At 72.9% G+C, this 18,533-nt stretch carries 15 protein-coding genes; all 15 read right to left on the bottom strand.

The annotated features are described in order from the left end of the window. Positions 1–191 precede the first annotated feature (191 nt). The gene (gene der, locus KBX46_RS30975) at positions 192–1,598 is read right to left on the bottom strand and encodes a ribosome biogenesis GTPase Der (protein WP_247668478.1); all 1,407 of its coding nucleotides are present in this window, start codon (positions 1,596–1,598) and stop codon (positions 192–194) included. Then, positions 1,595–2,275: a (d)CMP kinase gene (gene cmk / locus KBX46_RS30970; protein ID WP_210795513.1), complete on the bottom strand. Its 681-nt coding sequence runs from the start codon at positions 2,273–2,275 to the stop codon at positions 1,595–1,597. Before cmk ends, der begins: the two co-directional genes overlap by 4 nt. 196 nt (positions 2,276–2,471) lie before the next feature. Beyond that, the gene (locus KBX46_RS30965; RefSeq protein WP_179778442.1) at positions 2,472–3,242 is read right to left on the bottom strand and encodes a pseudouridine synthase; all 771 of its coding nucleotides are present in this window, start codon (positions 3,240–3,242) and stop codon (positions 2,472–2,474) included. Continuing rightward, positions 3,229–4,164 (bottom strand): SMC-Scp complex subunit ScpB, encoded by a 936-nt coding sequence (gene scpB, locus KBX46_RS30960; protein WP_210795511.1) that lies wholly within the window; start codon positions 4,162–4,164, stop codon positions 3,229–3,231. The genes KBX46_RS30965 and scpB overlap by 14 nt, the downstream gene beginning before the upstream one ends. Then, entirely contained in the window at positions 4,157–5,149 is a 993-nt protein-coding gene (locus KBX46_RS30955; RefSeq protein ID WP_374225042.1) for a ScpA family protein, read from the bottom strand. Before KBX46_RS30955 ends, scpB begins: the two co-directional genes overlap by 8 nt. A 41-nt stretch (positions 5,150–5,190) precedes the next feature. Further along, positions 5,191–6,114 carry a ParA family protein gene (locus tag KBX46_RS30950; RefSeq protein WP_030487987.1) on the bottom strand — a complete coding sequence of 308 codons (924 nt, stop codon included), beginning with the start codon at positions 6,112–6,114 and terminating at the stop codon, positions 5,191–5,193. Positions 6,115–6,294: 180 nt separating this feature from the next. Next, on the bottom strand, positions 6,295–7,260 hold the full coding sequence (locus KBX46_RS30945) for a site-specific tyrosine recombinase XerD (protein ID WP_210795507.1): 966 nt from the start codon (positions 7,258–7,260) through the stop codon (positions 6,295–6,297). Between the two features lie 67 nt (positions 7,261–7,327). After that, positions 7,328–8,443, bottom strand: a complete 1,116-nt coding sequence (ald, locus tag KBX46_RS30940) for an alanine dehydrogenase (RefSeq protein WP_088947530.1) — start codon at positions 8,441–8,443, stop codon at positions 7,328–7,330. Between the two features lie 339 nt (positions 8,444–8,782). Continuing rightward, entirely contained in the window at positions 8,783–9,388 is a 606-nt protein-coding gene (locus KBX46_RS30935; RefSeq protein ID WP_210795505.1) for an NUDIX hydrolase, read from the bottom strand. Further along, entirely contained in the window at positions 9,385–11,136 is a 1,752-nt protein-coding gene (locus KBX46_RS30930) for a CTP synthase (protein WP_088947528.1), read from the bottom strand. Before KBX46_RS30930 ends, KBX46_RS30935 begins: the two co-directional genes overlap by 4 nt. Before the next feature lie 164 nt (positions 11,137–11,300). After that, positions 11,301–13,802: a hypothetical protein gene (locus tag KBX46_RS30925; RefSeq protein ID WP_247668477.1), complete on the bottom strand. Its 2,502-nt coding sequence runs from the start codon at positions 13,800–13,802 to the stop codon at positions 11,301–11,303. Next, positions 13,802–14,971, bottom strand: a complete 1,170-nt coding sequence (locus KBX46_RS30920) for a glycosyltransferase family 4 protein (RefSeq protein ID WP_088947527.1) — start codon at positions 14,969–14,971, stop codon at positions 13,802–13,804. The genes KBX46_RS30925 and KBX46_RS30920 overlap by 1 nt, the downstream gene beginning before the upstream one ends. Continuing rightward, on the bottom strand, positions 14,968–16,659 hold the full coding sequence (gene murJ / locus KBX46_RS30915; RefSeq protein WP_210795503.1) for a murein biosynthesis integral membrane protein MurJ: 1,692 nt from the start codon (positions 16,657–16,659) through the stop codon (positions 14,968–14,970). Before murJ ends, KBX46_RS30920 begins: the two co-directional genes overlap by 4 nt. A 1-nt stretch (position 16,660) precedes the next feature. Then, on the bottom strand, positions 16,661–17,527 hold the full coding sequence (locus tag KBX46_RS30910) for a hypothetical protein (protein WP_210795501.1): 867 nt from the start codon (positions 17,525–17,527) through the stop codon (positions 16,661–16,663). Positions 17,528–17,588: 61 nt separating this feature from the next. Beyond that, positions 17,589–18,530: a copper transporter gene (locus KBX46_RS30905; protein WP_088947524.1), complete on the bottom strand. Its 942-nt coding sequence runs from the start codon at positions 18,528–18,530 to the stop codon at positions 17,589–17,591. Positions 18,531–18,533: the final 3 nt, after the last annotated feature.

The following is an 18,533-nucleotide window of genomic DNA, read 5'->3' as shown; positions in this document are numbered from 1 at the left end:
CGCGTGGTTTCCCAACGCGACAGCCGGTACAGCTTAGCGCAGCAGCCCCGGCTCGTTCGCACAGGCCCCACCCGCGCCGCGAGCTAACCGAACCACCGCACACCCCCTAAAGCGTCCTAGGAGGGTGGGGTTGAAGAAATGCCGGACGGGCGAGGACCGCCCATCCGGCATTTCGAGAGAACAGGGGCAGGTCAGCCGTGCGCCTTGCCCCGGCCGCCGGGGCCGAGCTTCTTGCGGGGGCGAACCGAGATTTCGATTGGGCTGCCTTCGTACCCGAATTCCTCGCGGAGCTTGCGCTCGACGAAGCGCTGGTATCCGGCGTCCAACGGACCGGTGGTGAAGAGCACGAACCGCGGCGGCGCCACGCCGGCCTGCGTGGCGAACAGGATCCGCGGCGCGCGACCGCCCCGCACCGGGTGCGGGGTGGCCTGCACCAGCGCGGTCAGCCACTGGTTGAGGTACGCGGTCGGCACCCGCGTTTCCCAGCTGGCGAGCGCCTTGTTCAGGGCCGGGGCCAGTTTGTCCACCGCACGGCCGGTCATCGCGGACAGGTTCAGGCGGATCGCCCAGGGGATGCGGCGCAGCTCCCGGTCGATTTCCTTGTCCAGGTAGTACCGACGGTCGGCGTCGACCAGGTCCCACTTGTTGAACGCGATGACCAGCGCCCGGCCCGACTCGGTCACCATCGACAGGATCCGCTGGTCCTGCTCGCTGATCGGCTCGCTGGAATCCAGCAGCACCACGGCCACCTCGGCGGCCTCGATGGCGCCGGCGGTGCGCAGGCTGGCGTAGTACTCGGTGCCGCTGGCCTTGCCGACCCGCTTGCGCAACCCGGCGGTGTCGACCAGCTGCCAGGTCTGGCCGCCGATCTCGACGAGGCTGTCGACCGGGTCCACGGTGGTGCCCGCCACCGAGTCGACGACCGCCCGCTCCTCACCGGAGAACCGGTTGAGCAGGCTGGACTTGCCCACGTTCGGCCGCCCGACCAGCGCCACCCGGCGGGGTCCGCGCGGTCGGTTCTCCATGATCGCCGGGGCTTCCGGCAGCGCGGCGAGGATGGCGTCCAGCAGGTCGCCGGAGCCTCGCCCGTGCAGCGCGGAAACCGGGAACGGCTCGCCGAGGCCGAGCGACCAGAGCGACACGGCCTCCATCTCGATGGAGGTGTTGTCAGCCTTGTTGGCCACCAGGATCACCGGCTTGGCGCTGCGCCGCAGCATCTTCACCGCGGCCTCGTCCACGTCGGTGGAGCCCACCATCGCGTCGACCACGAAGAGGACCACGTCGGCGGTGACGACCGCCGTCTCGGCCTGCGCCGCGATGGCCGCGGCGCGGTCCTTCGCGTCCGGCTCCCAACCGCCGGTGTCCACCACGGTGAACGCCCGGCCGTTCCACTGCGCGTCGTACGGCACCCGGTCCCGGGTCACACCGGGCACGTCCTCGACGACCGCCTGGCGACGGCCGATGATCCGGTTGACCAGAGTGGACTTACCCACGTTGGGGCGACCGACCACGGCCACCACAGGCTGCGGGCCGCTCGGTTCCTCGACGGCAACCTCGGGCTCCCGCAGCTCGACCCAGCCACCACCATCGCTACTCATGCCACACCCCGCTCGGTGAGCAGCTCGCGCAACCGCGCCACGACCTCATCGATGCCCAGCTCGGTGGTGTCCAGCACCACCGCGTCGGGCGCCTGCGCCAGTGGGTTGACCTTGCGGGTCGAGTCGAGCCGGTCCCGTCGCGCCAGGTCGGCGGCGGTGGCCGCCACGTCAGCGGCGTCCTCCGCGCTACGCCGGGCGGCACGGGCCTCCTCGGAGGCGGTCAGGAAGACCTTCAGGTCCGCGTCCGGCGCGACGACCGAGCCGATGTCCCGACCCTCGACGACGATCCGGCCGACGTTGGCGATCATCTCGCGCTGCCGGGTAACGAGCAGCTCACGAACAGCCGGCACGGCGGCGACGGCGGAAACCGCGCCGGTTACCTCCGGCCCGCGGATGTCCGCGTCCACACCCACGCCGTCGACGGTCACGGCGTACCCCTGCGGGTGGGTGCCGATGTGCAGCTTGACCTCGCCGGCGACCTTGGCCACCGACGCGGCGTCGGTGAGATCCACGCCGGAGCGCAGCACGGCAAACGTGATCGCCCGGTACATCGCTCCGGTGTCCAGGTAGCGCGCACCGATCGCGACGGCGAGCCGCCGCGACACGGTGGACTTACCCGAACCGGACGGCCCGTCCACAGCGACCACACATCGTCTGGCCCGTACGTTTTCCTCCACCGTGTCCTCCTCAGCCCGTACCTCACGGATCGCCCGGTGATCTGGCGCCGCAAGCGGTTTGTCAATCGTCATCAATCATGCCCGCGGTCCGTGGCGGACCTGCGCGCGACGCCGCCGGAGGCGACCCACGCCACCCCGGCGGCCGCCGTCTCGGCCGTTGCGAAGCCTACCGGCAGCCGTACCCCGAACTCGGGGGTCAGTCACCGACCGCGTTGAACAGGGCGGCGACCTCGGCGTTCGTCAACCGCCGGATCCGCCCGGTGCGCAGGTCACCCAGCCGGATCGGACCGATCGAGGTACGCACCAGCCGGGTGACCGGGTGGCCGACCTCCTCCATCAACCGCCGGACGATGTGCTTGCGCCCCTCGTGCAGGCTCAGCTCCACCTGGGCGGATTTGCCCAGAGTGTCCACCACCTTGAACGAGTCGACCTTCACCGGCCCGTCCTCCAGCTCGACCCCGGCCAACAGCCGCTTGCTCAGGTTGCGCGGGATCGGCCCGACCACCTCGGCGAGGTAGGTCTTCAGCACCTGGTACGAGGGGTGCATGAGCTTGTGCGCGAGGGTGCCGTCGTTGGTGAGCAGCAGCAGGCCCTCGCTGTCCGCGTCGAGCCGCCCGACGTGGTAGACCCGCTGCTCCAGCCGGGCGCCGATGAAGTCGGACAGCTCGTTGCGTCCCTTTTCGTCTGCCATGGTGGTGACCACCCCGCGCGGCTTGTTCATCGCCACGTAGACCAGGCGGACGTCGACCTGGAGGCGCTCGCCGTCCACGTGGATCACGGCGGTGGCCGGGTCGACCTTGTCGCCGAGCTTGGCGACCCGCCCGTCCACGGTGACCCGGCGGCGGAAGATCAGGTCCTCGCAGGCACGCCGGGAACCCACGCCGGCGGCGGCGAGCACCTTCTGCAGGCGCTCAGCCCCCTCGAAGACAGGGGCGTCGGGTTTGGGGGAACGGTTATCGGGTCGCATCAGCAAGCTCTTCTACGTCGTCGGGCAGGAAGGGTGCGAGGGGCGGCAGCTCGTCAACGGTGTTCAGCCCGAGCTTCTCCAGGAACAGCGTGGTGGTCTTGTACAGGAACGCCCCGCTGTCCGTTTCGGTGCCGCACTCCTCGACGAGGCCGCGGGTGACCAGCGTACGGATGACCCCGTCGCAGTTCACACCCCGGATGGCTGAGATTCGCGAACGGGTCACCGGCTGCTTGTAGGCGACCACGGCGAGCGTCTCCAACGCCGCCTGGGTCAGCCGTACGGACTGCCCGTCCAACACGAACCGCTCAACGTACGTAGCGTATTCCGGCCGGGTGTACAGCCGCCACCCGCCGGCCGCCCGGCGCAGCTCGAACCCGTGCCCGGCGGCGGTGTAGCCGGCGGCGATCTCGTCCAGCACCGGCCCGACCCGTTCCGCCCGCTGCTCCAGCACCTGGGCCAGGACCAGCTCGCTGACCGGCTCGTCGACCACCAGCAGGATCGCCTCCAGGGCGCCGCGCAACTCGGTGTCGGACAGCTCCGGCGCGGGCTCCGGCGCGGCCGTCACCCGCCGCCGCCCCGCAGCCTGCCGCCGGGGTACGCCCGCAGCCTCGGACGACTCCCCCACGAACGGCTCGCCGGGCTCCGGCTCGCTGCGGTCTGATTCGGCGCTGTCTGATTCGGCGCTGTCTGATTCGGCGCGGTCCGGCTCGGCGCGGTCCAGATCGGCCGGGAGCGCTGCGGATACCGGCTCCTGGACGGGCGGCTGCGCCGCGAGATCGTCCGTGGCCGGCGAAGGTGCGGTGATGTCCGACGCGGCGTCTGCGGTGTCCGGTTCCGCGGCGGGCGGACGGGGGCGTTCCCACGGGGGGACCCAGGCGGCCGCCTGGTCGGCCAGGGAGTCCCGGCGATCCTCGTCACTCATCGCGCTCATCCTCCGTCGTTTCCGTCCCGTCCACCCCAGAGCGCTCCCCCGGCAACTCCGGTGCCTCCGGTCCCCCGGTCTGCGCCACCGGCTCCGGGTCGGCCGGGCTGCCCGCGTACTCGTCGACGTGCACCTCGGTGTCACCGTCGGCCGGGCCGGTCCAGCGAACGGTCAGCTCCTCCAGGGCCTGCTCCTGCACGAAGGACACCAGGCCCTCCCGGTAGAGCTCCAGCAGCGCTAGGAACCGCGCCACCACCTCCAGGGTCGCCTCACAGTCCGCGCAGAGCAGCGAGAACGTGGCCGTGCCGGCCCGGCGCAGCCGGGTAGCGAGGATCGCCGCGTGTTCCCGGACACTGACCCGGACCATGTGCACGTGGGCGATGGAGACCTCCGGCACCGGCTTCGGGGTCATCGCCTTCACGGCCAGCTTCAGCAGCCGCTGCGGACCGATGCCGAGAACCAGGTCGGGCAGCGCGTCGGCGTAGCGGGCCTCCAGGCTGACCGCCCGCGGGTACCGCCGGCCGCCGACGGCCTCCAACTCGGCGATGTACGCCGCCGCTTCCTTGTACGCCTTGTACTGCAGCAGCCGGGCGAAGAGCAGGTCCCGGGCCTCCAGCAGGGCCAGGTCGGCCTCGTCCTCCACCTCGGCGGAGGGCAGCAGCCGGGCCGCCTTCAGGTCGAGCAGCGTCGCGGCGATCAGCAGGAACTCGCTCGCCTCGTCCAGGTCCCAGTTGTCGCCCATGGCCCGGATGTAGGCGATGAACTCGTCGGTGACCGTGTGCAGGGCCACCTCGGTCACGTCGAGCTTGTGCTTGCCGATCAGTTGCAGCAGCAGATCGAACGGGCCGGTGAAGTTGGCCAGCCGCACCGTGAAACCGGTGGAAGCCGGCTCGGCGGGCAGGTCGGCAGCCACGTCGGCGGGCGGCACACCATCGACCACCGCCGTGGCAGCGGCCTCGGGCGGGTCAAGGGGTGGCGCGGTCACCGCACGACCGTAGTCCACGAGGCGGGCACCGGGCGTTCCGGCTACCGCTCCGACTGGGCGGCGATCACCTCGCGGGCCAGCTGACGGTAGTTACGTGCCCCGGAGGACGCCGGGTCCATCGTCGTGATCGGCGCACCGGCCACGGTGGACTCGGGGAACTTCACCGTCTTGGTGATGACCGTCTGGTAGACCTTGTCGCCGAACGCCTCCACGACCCGCTGCAACACCTGACGGCAGTGCGTGGTGCGGCTGTCGTACATGGTGGCGAGGATGCCTTCCAGCTCCAGGTCGAAGTTGAGTCGCTCGCGCACCTTGTCGATGGTGTCCAGCAGCAGCGCCACACCGCGCAGGCTGAAGAACTCGCACTCCAGCGGGATGAGCACGCCGTGCGCGACGGTCAGCGCGTTGATCGCCAGCAGGCCGAGCGACGGCTGGCAGTCGATCAGGATGTAGTCGTATTCCTTGCGGACCGTGCGCAGCACCCGCGCCAGGGCCATCTCCCGGGCCACCTCGTTGACGAGCTGGATCTCGGCGGCGGAGAGGTCGATGTTGGCCGGCAGCAGGTGCAGCCCCGCGACGTCGGTCTTGATGACGACGTCCTCGGCGATGATGTCGTCCTGCATGAGCAGGTTGTAGATGGACAGGTCGAGGTTGTGCGGGTTGACGCCCAACCCCACCGAGAGCGCGCCCTGCGGGTCGAAGTCGACCAGCAGCACCTTGCGGCCATATTCCGCGAGCGCCGCGCCCAGGTTGATGGTGGTCGTGGTCTTACCGACGCCACCCTTCTGGTTGGCCATCGCGATGATGCGCGCGGGGCCGTGCCGATCGGTGGGCATCGGCTCCGGAATGGGCTTGCGCATCGTGTAGGCAGCCGGGTCCGCAGGACCGAGGTCCGCGCCGAGCGTGGCCTGCTGCTCGCGGAGCTCCGACGTCCAGGTCTCGGCACGGTCACCGTTGCCAGCCATGTGCTCGTTGCCCCCTCCCGACGACCCCACCCGGCGTCGGAGCCGTCCGACGTCCTTCGCGGCGCCGCTGCGCACCCCGGTCGTGTCGCCCCAGGAGGTCCGCGCCGATGCCGACTGTACGCCACCGACCAGCAGGGGGTTCGGCACCGGCCCGGCGTGTCGGAGCCGACCGCGACCTGTTCAGCCCCGGGCGCGCGGATGCGCGGTGGCGTACACCTCGCGCAGCCGCTCCACGGTGACCAACGTGTAGACCTGGGTGGTGGTCACCGATGCGTGCCCGAGCAGCTCCTGGACCACCCGGACGTCGGCGCCGCCGTCGAGCAGATGCGTGGCGTACGAGTGGCGCAGGGTGTGCGGGGAGACGGCGGCGGGCCCGTCGACGGGCAGCCCGGCCCGCTCGGCGGCGCGGCGCAGGATTCCCCAGGCGCCCTGGCGGGACAGCGCGCCACCGCGGGCGTTGAGGAACACCGCCGGTGTTCCCCGGCCGGAGGCGGCCAGCGAAGGGCGGGCCCGGACCAGGTACGCGCGGACGGCGTCGACGGCGTACCCGCCGATCGGCACCAGCCGGACCCGGCCGCCCTTGCCACGCAGCAGAACGGTGCCCTCGTCGGTGTCGAGGTCGTCCACGGCGGCACCGACCGCCTCGGAGATCCGCGCCCCGGTGCCGTACAGGAACTCCAGCAGCGCCCGGTCGCGCAGCGCGAGGGGCGCGTCCTCGCCGGTGGCGGTGATCGGGCCGGCGATGTCCAACAGCCGGACCACGTCGTCGACCGGCAGGGCCCGGGGCAGCCGACGCGGCGGGGTGGGCGGGCGGACGTCGCGGCTGGGGTCGACGCCGGCCAGCCCCTCACGCAGCGCGAAGCGGTGCAGGCCGCGAACCGCGCTGGCCGCCCGGGCGGCGGAGGAGACCGCCAACGGCGGGTGGCCGTCGTCGCCCGCGCGCAGTCGCGCCAGGTGCGCCTCGACCAGGCCGGCGCCGACCGACGCGAGGTCGGTGACGCCGGCGCCGACCAGGGTGTCGAGATAGCGGTCCAGATCCCGACGGTACGAGGTGAGCGTGTTCGCCGACAGGCCACGTTCGACGGTCAGGTGGTCGAGGTAGCCGCGCACGGCACGGCGCAGGGCCGGCGCGGGCTGTTCGCCCACGCCGGCGCCGGCTACACCGTCGGTCAGTGCCCTGCCCCTCGGCTCGCTACCGCTCGGCCGCCACCGCTCAGGCCAGTGCGTCGGCCAGCGGGAGCACGTCCATGCCGTGCGCCTCGGCGACCGGGCCGTAGGTGACCTGCCCGTCGTGGGTGTTCAGGCCCAGCGCCAGCGCCGGGTCGTTGCGCAGCGCCTCGCGCCAGCCCTGGTTGGCCAGCTCCAAGGCGTACGGCAGGGTGACGTTGGTCAGCGCGTAGGTGCTGGTGTTCGGCACCGCCCCGGGCATGTTCGCCACGCAGTAGAAGATCGACTCGTGCACCTTGTAGACCGGGTCGGCGTGCGTGGTGGGGCGCGAGTCCTCGAAGCAGCCGCCCTGGTCGATGGCGATGTCGACGAGCACACTGCCCGGCTTCATCCGGGAGACCAGCTCGTTGGAGATCAGCGTCGGCGCCTTCGTGCCGGGCACCAGCACCGCGCCGATGACCAGGTCGGCGTCGAGCACGGCCCGCTCGACCTCGTAGGCGTTGGACGCGACGGTCTGCAGGTGGCCCCGGTAGATGGCGTCGGCCGAGCGCAGCCGGGCGACGTTCTTGTCCAGCAGCAGCACCTCGGACTGCAGACCCAGCGCGATCGCGGCGGCGTTCATGCCGGAGACGCCGGCGCCGATGACCACGGTCTTGGCCGCGTACACCCCGGAGACACCGCCGGGCAGCACACCGCGACCCCCACCGGTGCGCATCATGTAGAAGGCGCCCATCTGCGGGGCGAGCCGGCCGGCCACCTCGGACATCGGGGCGAGCAGCGGCAGCGACCGGTCGGGCAGCTCGACCGTCTCGTACGCGATGCCGGTGACCTTGCGGTCGACCAGCGCGTCGGTGCACTCCTTGGAGGCGGCCAGGTGCAGGTAGGTGAAGAGCACCTGCCCCTCGCGCATCCGGTGGTACTCCTCGGCGATCGGCTCCTTGACCTTGAGCACCAGCTCGGCGGTCTCCCACACCTCGTCGGCGGTGCCGAGGATCTTCGCGCCCGCGGCGGCGAACTCCTCGTCGGTGATGCTGGAGCCGACGCCGGCGCCGGACTCGACGAAGACCTGGTGACCGCTGCGGGTGAACTCGTTGACGCCCGCTGGCGTGATCGCCACGCGGTACTCGTGGTTCTTGACCTCGCGTGGGATTCCGACCTTCACGATGCAGACACCTCTCTTCGGGGCTGCTCTCCCCCGACTGCTCGGTGCCGCGACGGCCCCATTGCCACCGCGGTCCACCGGTCCCGCCGGCGGCAGTCTAGGCGCGCCCGGTGCCGCCGCGAGCCAGCACAGTGGCATCCGGTGCCCGGATGGCCTGACGGAGTGTCAGGGCGCTGCCCGGACTCACCGGTGCGCCATCGCCCCCGCCGTCGGGACAGTGTTCGACCATTATCGCCTGATCTGCCGGATGCCGCTGAGGACAGCCGGCAAGGGCCCCGCGGCTGACCGCGGGGCCCTTGTCACGCGTACCCCCCTCGTGGGGGTGACCGGCGACGACGCTCAGCGTGGCAGCGGCGCGTCCGACCGGCGCAGCGTCGACCAACCGGTGTCCCGGGCGCGGGCGGCGGCGAGCAGCCCGGCCACCGCGGACGCGTTGGTGATCTCACCGGCCAGGACCATGGCGACCGCCTCGTCCAGGTCGATCCGGACGACCTGGAGGTCGGCCTCCTCGTCGCGGCGCTCGTGACGCTCGTCGGCCGGCACCTCGGCGAGATCCCGGGCGAGGAAGACCCGCACCAGCTCGTTGGTGAACCCGGGAGAGCTGTGCAGGTCGACAAGCACATCGACCTGCCCAGCGGTCAGGTCGGCCTCCTCGGCCAGTTCCCGCAGCGCGGCAGCCGGCAACTCCTCGCCGGAGACGTCCATCAGCCCGGCGGGCAGTTCCCACAGGTGCCGCCCGACCGGGTGCCGGTACTGCCGGATCAGCACCACCTGGCCGGCGTCGTCGAGCGCCACCACGGCCACCGCCCCGACGTGCCGGACCAGGTCACGCACCCCGGTGCCGCCGCCCGGCATGGTCACCTCCTCGGTGACCACGTCGAAGATCCGCCCCCGGTACCGCTCCTCGCGGGAACGCACCTCGTAGCGGTGCTCCAGGTTGCTCACGAGGAGGACGCGGCCTTGGTCGCGGCGCCGTTGCGGGCGGCCTTGCGCGTCGTCGGGGCCTCCGACGCCGCATCCAGGTCGACCGGCAGCTGGTCGGCCTGCGAGTACGCCACAGCGGCCTTGACGAACGACGCGAACAGCGGGTGCGGTCGGGTGGGGCGGCTCTTCAGCTCCGGGTGCGCCTGCGTGGCCACGAAGAACGGGTGCAGGCTGCGGTCCAGCTCGACGAACTCGACCAGCCGGCCGTCCGGCGAGGTGCCGGAGATGTGCAGACCCGCCTTGGTCAGCGCGTCCCGGTAGGCGTTGTTCACCTCGTAACGGTGCCGGTGCCGCTCGCTGATCTCGGTGCTGCCGTACGCCTCGGCGACGATCGAGCCCTCGGTCAGCGTCGCCGGGTACGCCCCGAGCCGCATGGTGCCGCCCAGGTCGCCCTTGCCGGCGACGATGTCTTCCTGGTCGGCCATGGTGGCGATGACCGGGTGCGCGGCCTGCTCGTCGAACTCCAACGAGTTGGCGCCGTCCAGGCTGGCCAGGTGCCGGGCCACCTCGATCGTCATGCACTGCAGACCGAGGCAGAGGCCGAGCAGCGGGATGCCGTTCTCGCGGGCGTACCGGGCGGTGCCGATCTTGCCCTCGATGCCGCGCACGCCGAAGCCGCCGGGAATGAGGATGCCGTCCACGCCGGCCAACGCCGCCGCGGCACCGGCCGGGGTGACGCACTCGTCGCTGGGCACCCACCGCAGCTGCACCCGGGCCCGGTGGCCGAACCCGGCCGCCCGGATCGCCTCGCTGACCGACAGGTACGCGTCGGGCAGGTCGACGTACTTGCCGACCACCGCGACGGTGACCGTGTGCCGGGGCCGGTGCACCCGCTCCAGCAGGTCGTCCCAGCTGGTCCAGTCCACGTCCCGGAAGGAGAGGCCGAGCCGGCGCACCACGTACGCGTCGAGGCCTTCCCGGTGCAGCACCTTCGGGATGTCGTAGATGCTCGGGGCGTCCGGGGCGGCGACGACCGCCTCGGTGTCCACGTCGCAGTAGAGCGACAGCTTCTCCTTGAGCTTCACCGGGATCTCCCGGTCGCAGCGCAGCACGATCGCGTCCGGCTGGATGCCGATGTTGCGCAGCTGCGCCACCGAGTGCTGGGTCGGCTTGGTCTTCAGCTCACCCGACGGCGCCAGGTACGGCACGAGGGAGACGTGCAGATAGAAGCAGTTGTCCCGGCCCAGGTCGTGGCGGACCTGGCGGATCGCCTCCAGAAACGGCAGCGACTCGATGTCGCCGACGGTGCCGCCGACCTCGGTGATCACCACGTCGGGGAGGTGGCCGTCCTCGTCCGGGTCGGCCATCGCCAGGATCCGGGACTTGATCTCGTTGGTGATGTGCGGGATGACCTGGACGGTGTCGCCCAGGTATTCCCCGCGCCGCTCCTTGGCGATCACGTCGGAGTAGATCTGGCCGGTGGTGACGTTCGCCTTGCCGGACAGCGCCCGGTCGAGGAAGCGCTCGTAGTGCCCGACGTCGAGGTCGGTCTCGGCGCCGTCCTCGGTGACGAAGACCTCACCGTGCTGGAACGGGTTCATCGTCCCCGGGTCGACGTTCAGGTAGGGGTCGAGCTTCTGCATCACCACCCGCAACCCGCGCGCGGTCAGCAGGTTGCCGAGGCTGGAGGCGGTGAGGCCCTTACCCAGCGAGGAGGCGACGCCCCCGGTGACGAAAATGTGCCTGGTCGTCCGTGCTGATGGGGCCAAGGCCTGCTCCCGTGTCGTCTGTCGCGGTCATGCAGACCGCCGTGCTTGATCAGCAAAGTGATCACGCGATCCACGGGATTCGACGGTAACACCTCCCGGGCGGGTACCCGCAGGCCGCACCCCGGCTGCGACACCTGCGGGTCCATCCGGAGGCGGTCCGGCGCTCAGGAAGCGGCAACCTCGGTCGATGACCGGGTGACCTGCCGGGGCGGCACGGCGGCCCCACCACCGGTCGGCTCGGCCGGGGCGTCGCTGGGCTCGGCCGGGGCGTCGCTGGGCTCGGCCGGGGCGTCGCTGGGCTCGGCCGGGGCGTCGGTCGGCTCCGCCGGGGCGTCGACGCCGGCGCTGGGCTCGGCCGGGGCGTCCGGGGCCGGGGTGTCCGCTGTGAGGGCGTCCGGGGTCGGGGTCACCGGCGGTGGTGCGCTCGCGGGTGGGCCGCTGATCGGACGGGGGTGGACCGCGCCGAGCGGCCCGCCGCCACCGGTCGGGCCGTCACCACCACCGGTCGGGCCGACCCCGCCGGAGCCCGAGTCGTCGTCGGCGCCGTCGGCGAAGGAGCGGGCCAGGACCGGGCGGGTCCGGTCGGCGGCGTGCCCGAGCACCCGCAGCGACGCCAACGCGGCCATCGGCACCACCATCGCGGCGGCGGCGCCCATCACGTCCAGAGCCGCGCCGTCGAGCACACCACCGAGCACCGCGGCGACGACGGTGCCGGCCAACGCGGCCCGGACCGCCGGGTAGATGCCGAACAGCCGCATCAGCCCACCCCACGGCTGCAACAGGGCGAACCACACCAGCAAACCGCCGGTCAGCGCCAGCACGGTCAGCGGGCTGTTGACCAACGTCTCGAAGTTCTCCGTGCTGGAGCGGTGCACGGCGAACCCGCCGGTGCCGTCGCCGAGCGCGGACAGGAACCGGCCCAGGCTGCCCCGCTCCGCCGACGGGCGACGCAGGTCCACCACGGCGAAGCCGATGCCGACCGCCAGAGCGGCCATGGTGGCCCAGGCCAACCGGCTGATCGTCAACCATCCGCCGGCGCTGATCACGGCGGCGACGCTCACCCCGGCGGTGAGCGCGATCGCGCCGACCGGGTCGGCACCCAGGAAGGGGCTGCCGACCACCACCACGGCGAGGCCACCCACGGCCACCATCACCGCCGGCCTCCAGCCGCGGTGCACCCGTTGGGCCAGCCAGCCGCCGGCGAGCAACGCGCCGGCGAGGAACACTCCCAGCCCCACAGTGCTCAGCCCGGAGTATCGGCCACCCTGCAGTGCGGAGTAGCCGACCACGCCGTTGAGCTGAAGGCGGGCGCCGGTGAGGACGTCCAAGCCGACGACGAGGGTGGTGAGGCCGGCCACCGCGCCGACCGGGCCGAGGGTGCCCGCGTACCCGGGGGTGAACCGCACCGCGGCGGTGCCCGCGGCCACCAGGAACGCGGTGACCCCCGCGAAGATCCACCCGGGGTGCTCGCCCTGCCACCACGGCACCGCGTCGGCCAGCAACGCCGCCGGCACCGTCAACGCGGCGGCGACGAGCAGCAGCTCCACCACCGCCACGACCCGCCCCGAGACGGGCGTCGGGCCACTCGGCCCGGCGTGCGGGCGGGCCCGGCGCAGTAGCGGCAGGATGCCGATGGCCAGCAGCACCTGCACACCGGCCAGCAGCGTGAAGAACACGGCGGAGACGTCGCGCTGGGCGGCCGCCTCCCGATCGGCGTCCGCCGGGGCGTTGATCGCGTCGGCCAGGTCGGCCGGACGGCCGCCGGTGCTGACCGCCGGACGACCGAGGAAGAGCCGCTCCGGCATCGGCCGGCCCAGCGCGGCGAGCGCGGTCGGCGCGAGGTCGACGAGTTGCAGGTAGCCGTCCCGGCCGGTGCTCGCCGAGGTGAGCCACCCCCGCTCCCAGCCCGGACCGTCGGCGACCGCCACGTGCAGCCGCGACGGTTGTGCGGTGTCGGAGATCCCCGCTACCAGCACCAACGACCGCGGTGGGCGGGCGGCCAGCACCCGGGCCAGTTGGGCGTCCGCCTCCCGGGCCTCCTCGGCGCGGGTCGCCGGGTCGGTCCCCTCCACAGTGCCGAGGTCGACGATGCTCAGCACGCAGGAGCCCAGCAGAGTCCGCGGATCAGTGGGCAACGCCGAGGCGTACCGGTCGACGCGGCCGAACGGTCGCGCGGCGGCCACTGCCGCACCGGGGCCTACGGCGACGGAGCAGCGCACCGACTCCGACAGTGATCCGGGCGTCGCGTTCCACGGCAGGCGCTGCTGGTTGTACTGGACCACGCTCTCCTGGTCCGGCAGGTTCGCGCCGATGCCGTCGGGTTGTTCGACAGCCACCCCGGCCGCCGGGCAACCGCCGGGCAACCGGCTGCCGTTCCACCCGGCGAAGCTGCCCGCGCCGAGCGTCAGCCAGCCGTCCACCGGGCAGGTGGGTTGGTGTGCCGAACGCACCGAAAGCGAGCCGATCGACCCCTCCTGGGCCATCCGCCACAGCGTCGGGGTGCTCTGCGGATCCACGTCCTCCCAGCGCAGCCCCGCGACCCCGGCGAGCACCACGAAGTCGGCGGTGCGTCGCGGGCTGTCCTGCGTCGGGCGCGCGGCGAGGGCGGTGACACCCAGCGCCACCACGAGCACGGTCAGCAGGGCGGGGGCGATTCGGCGCAACATCACCGGTGTCCCGTTCTGGGGGCGTCGGAGCCCGGGGTGGCTGCCGGGCCGGTGTGGTCGGCGGCCAGCTCGGCGTAGAGGGCGGCCAGCGTGGCGACGGTGTCCGTCTCGGTCGGCCACGTCGCCGCCTGTTCGGCGCCCCGCCGGCCCAGCTCGGCCCGGGCCGCCGGGTCGTCCAGCAGCGCGCGTACCGCCGCGTCGACCGCGTCGACGTCCCCGGCGGGGATCAGGGTGGCGGCGTCGCCGACCAGCTCCGGCAAGCCGCCGACAGCGGTGGCGACCAGCGGTACGCCGGCGCGCAGCGCCTCCTGGGCGAAGAGTTGCCGGGCCTCCCAGTCGCTGGTCACCACCGCCAGGTCGGCGCCGGCGAGCAGGTCCGCCACGTCGGTGCGGTGCCCCAGCAGGGTGACCGGGGCGCGGGCCGCGGACGTCCGGGCCGCCAACGGCAGGTACGCGGGCCCGCTTCCCGCGATCACCACGACCGGCGGTGGGGTACGCGTACGCCAGCGGGCGGCGGCGTCGATCAGCACGTCGTAGCGCTTCTGCGGGTGCAACCGACCCACCGACAGGATCAGCGGCTGGTCCGGGCGAACCCCGAACTCGGCGCGTACGGCGGCCGGGCGTCGACGGGGCGCGGGCAGCGTGGGTGCGGCGACCGGGGCGAGTCGGGCGTCGGTGGCGCCCAGCGCGGTGACGCGTCGCACCAGGTCCGTGGAGGCGCCCAGGGCCACCCGGGCACCACGGACCACCACGCGCTCCGCCAGTCGGGACATGCCACCCCGCAGTCCACCGGCGAGTACCGCGTTGTGCCAGGTGACGATCAGCGGCGCGGCGGGACGGGCCAGCACCGCGACCAACCCGGCCCGCAGGCCGTGCGCGTGCACCACGTCGACCCGGGAGCCGGCGAGCGCCCGACGCAGGGCCAGCACGGCCCGCGCGTCGGCCGGCGTCGGGCTGGCCGGGATCTCCACCGGCGCGAACCGCGCACCGACACCGGTGAAGTCGAACTGTTCCTGGGTCGCGGCCGGCCCGCAGACCACGACGGTGGCACCGCCGGCGACGAGGCCACGCGCCACCGAACGGACGTGCTGGCCGACGCCACCGGTGCTGGACGCGAGCACCAACGCGACGCTGCCCGAAAAGCCGGCAGGCAGAGCTTGCTCACTCATCGCGCGGCCGTCTCCTTCCCGTCGCCCCGTTCCGGGGAGACAGCGCCCGACGTCGGCCCGCCGCCCCGGCCCCGTGGCCCCCACCGAGGCAGACGGCGCAACACCCGGCTGAGCATTGGCTGCACGTCCTGCCGGTCGACGAACCAGACCACGGCGAAGAACACCACCCCGACCAGAACCCCGGACAGCATGCCCTGACCGAACGCCGCCGCCATCGTCGGGGTGCCGCCCCCGGGCGTGTCGAGCCATCGGGTCAGGCCCAGCCCGGCGAGCGCCGCGAGCACACCGGCGAGGCCACCGGCCGCCCCGGCCCGTGCCGCGCCGGCGAGGGCGGGACGGCCGGCGCTGCGCAGCACCGCCGCGAGCAGCAGCGCCCCGAGCACCAGCATCCCCACCGAGTTGGCGGACGCCACCGCGAGCACCCGATCGGCGGTGGGAAGCAGCACCGTCAACGGCAACGCCACGGCCGGAACGACCAGCCAGCCAAGGGTGATCGCCACGGTCGCCGGCCGGGTGTCGCCCCGCGCGTACAGCGCGCGGGACAGAATCGCGAACAGCCCGTAGCCGAGCAGACCCGGTGCGAACCCGGTGATCGCCGCAGCGGTCGACGCCGGATTGTCCGGGTAGAAGAGGGCAGCGATCGGCTGCGCGGTGCCGATCAGCGCCGCGACGCCCAGGCAGCTGAAGAGCAGCACGCCCCGCACCGTGCCGGAGAGGGTCCGCCGGTAACCATCCTCGTCGCCGGCGGCGCTGGCAGCGGCGAGCGTGGGATAGGACGCCACCGCCAGCGGTACGGCCAGGACCGCCCACGGCAGCAGGAAGATGGCCTGGGCCAGGTTGAACACCTGCGGGGAGCCGGTGGGGCCGCCGGAGACACGGTTCAGGATCACCAGGAGCGCGACCTGCTGTGCCGCCACCGTCACCGCGCCGGCCGTGGCGAGCCCGCCGACACGCGCCCGCACGTCAGCGGTGAAGGCGTACCCGAACCGGGGCCTCAGCCGCAGTCGGCGCAACGGGATCACCAGCGACAGAGACAGCACGACCACACCCAGGGTGGTGCCGCCTGAGAGGAGCAACTCGCCGCTGCGGCCGACCTGGGCCACGGACACACCCCGTCCCTGCGCCGCGCCGAACGCCACGTAGACGACGACCACGGTGAGGCTGGACAGCAGCGGCGCGATGACGGGCCAGGCGAAGCGCCGGTGCGCCTGGAGCACGCCGGTGAGCACGATGCCGATCCCGTAGAGCGGCAGCTGCGGGGCGAACACGCGCAGCATCCGGGCCCCGGCGGCGAGCTCCGCCTCCGAGCGTCCCTCGCTGATCAGCGAGATGATCGGGTCGGCGAACAGCATGACGAGCACGGCGAGGGGAACCAGCAGGCTCACCGTCCAGGTCAGCAGGGCGCCTGTGGTGGCCGCCACCGCCCGCCGGTCGTCCGCCGCCACGGCCCCGGCCAGCAGGGGCACAACCAGGCTGGCCAGCGCCCCGCCCGCGACGATCTCGAAGACGATGTTGGGCACTGTGTTGGCGATGACGTACATGCCGCCGAGGTCGCTCTGCTGGACCACCCAGGTGAACACGGCGGTGCGACCGAAGCCGGCAAGGCGGCTGGCCACGGTGAGGACGGCGATGAGCGCGGCTGCCCCGGCCAGCCGGCCGGCGCCGGCGAGGGGGGCCGGTCGGGTCACGTCAGTCGGCGCGCCGGCCCAGTGCGTCGAGCTCGCGCAGCCCCGGCGTCCGCTGGATCACCGACGTGAAGCTGACCTTCTCGCTCGCGGCGGTCAGGCCGGCGAGCACGGCGAGCAGCCCGGCCCGGCCGAGCGGGCCGCTGCGGGCGGCGAGCGCGACGCCGAGCAGCGCCCCGAGCGCGTTCGCCCCGCTGTCGCCGAGCATCACGTCCTCGCCCAGGTCGTCGCGGAGCAGGCCGGCGGCGGCTCCGGCCGCACCCGCGGCGATCCCGCCGTGCGGACCACCGGTCAGGGGCGCGGCGAGCAGCAGCCCGGACTTGATCGCCCGGCCCGGTCGCAGGTCGAGCAGGTTGAGCAGGTTGGCGGTGCCGGCGATCACTCCGGCGCCGAGCAGCACGTCGACGCCCCGCCCGAACGCGCCGTGGCGCTGCCGGCGCGGGTGCGCGGCGACCCGGGGGTCGGCGGCCAGCAGCGCGGCCGCGCCCAGCCCGGCGGCGCCCACCCCGACGACCTTCACGAGGCCCGCGGTGACCCGCCCTTCGCGCAGCGCGGCGAGGTGACCGGCGAAACCCTTGGCCGCCTTCTGCTCCGGCCGCGCGCCGACCACGTCGTCGTAGAGCCCGACGCCACCGGCACCGAGGCCGGCGACCAGGGCCGCCCCACCGGAGGCGCCGCTGGTGGCACCGAACGCGCCTGCGGCGGCAGCACCCGCGGCGAGCGCCGGCCCGGCGGCCAGGCTCACCGTGCGACCACGGAAGTTGGTGCGGTCCAACGTCGGCCCGGCCGGTGAGGTTCGCACCTCACGCAGCGCGTACCGGGCCGCCGCGGCGCCAGCGCCGGCGATCAACAGCCGTCCCAGCGCCTTCACGCCACCCTCCGGTGCGCTCGCGCCGCCTCGTCGATTACGGACACGGGGGTACGTCGTTCGCTCACTGGGGCAGTCTAGGCAGCAGGGATGCGGCGTTGTCGCCGACGCCGTACTGTCCGGCCTTCTTCTCGGTGAGTTGCTGCACCAGGGCGAGGCTGGTGACCAGCTGACCCTGCCCGGTGTTGGCGTTGTCGACAGTCGAGATGGTCTGGGCGAGCACCGGGTCACCGCGGACCACCGACACCAGATTGCCGCCGACGGAGCCGTTGCCGGCGACCACGATCGACCCGGTGCGGTCGAACTGCTCGGCGATCTTGACGACCGACTCGTCCCGCTTCTCGGAGTCCTTGTCGACGTACGGCTGGCCGCTGACCACGACGACCGCCTCCGCCGACCCGGTGACCTTGTTGCTGTCGGTGGTCAGGTAGCCGGCGTTGTTGTACGCGGCGAGCACCGCCCGCCGGTCGGCGTCGCTGACCGGCGCGGTGCCCTGGGTCCGGTCCAGCAGGACGCTGGCCAGCAGCGCGCTGGAGGTCTCCACACCGTGCCCGTTGCCCGGCAGGCCGGTGGTCTGCGCGGTCGGGCGGGCGGCGGTGACGGCCAACTCCAGCAGGTTGGAGTTGTTGTCCGGGTTGATGAACTTGTCCTGGAGGTCGACGCGACCGGTGATGGTGGCCCCGCCGAGCTGGAGCTTCTTGAGCACACCCTCGGTGTGGTCGCGCCCGTTGGGCAGGCTGAGCACCACCACCCGGCGGCCGGTGAGGGTGCCGGGCAGGACGACCTGCGACATCTCCTCGGCGAACTTCTCCTCCATGCCGAGTTGCTTCTCCATGTTGCTGACCGTCTGGCGCCAGTTCTGGTTGTCCTTGCGCAGACCGGTGACCTGCCCCTCGAGGGAGTCGGCGACGGGGCCGTTGAGGGCGGCTGTGCCGACCACCAGGCCGATCGCCAGAGCCAGGAAGACCGCGGTGAGGGACACCACGTGGTAGCGGAAGTTGATCACGCT

This window comes from Micromonospora sp. C81 (assembly GCF_018070425.1).
In the GTDB taxonomy this organism is placed as follows: domain Bacteria; phylum Actinomycetota; class Actinomycetes; order Mycobacteriales; family Micromonosporaceae; genus Micromonospora; species Micromonospora zamorensis.
Note: the sequence above shows the minus strand (reverse complement) of the source record. Positions and strands in the feature narration are given on the sequence as shown.

Excerpts from the sequence above, each read along its gene's own strand:
- KBX46_RS30950 (WP_030487987.1), bottom strand. The coding sequence starts at position 6,114 with ATGGCTGGCAACGGTGACCGTGCCGAGACCTGGACGTCGGAGCTCCGC.
- KBX46_RS30965 (WP_179778442.1), bottom strand. The coding sequence starts at position 3,242 with ATGCGACCCGATAACCGTTCCCCCAAACCCGACGCCCCTGTCTTCGAG.
- scpB (WP_210795511.1), bottom strand. The coding sequence starts at position 4,164 with ATGAGTGACGAGGATCGCCGGGACTCCCTGGCCGACCAGGCGGCCGCC.
- KBX46_RS30920 (WP_088947527.1), bottom strand. The coding sequence starts at position 14,971 with ATGAGTGAGCAAGCTCTGCCTGCCGGCTTTTCGGGCAGCGTCGCGTTG.
- der (WP_247668478.1), bottom strand. The coding sequence starts at position 1,598 with ATGAGTAGCGATGGTGGTGGCTGGGTCGAGCTGCGGGAGCCCGAGGTT.
- KBX46_RS30925 (WP_247668477.1), bottom strand. The coding sequence starts at position 13,802 with ATGTTGCGCCGAATCGCCCCCGCCCTGCTGACCGTGCTCGTGGTGGCG.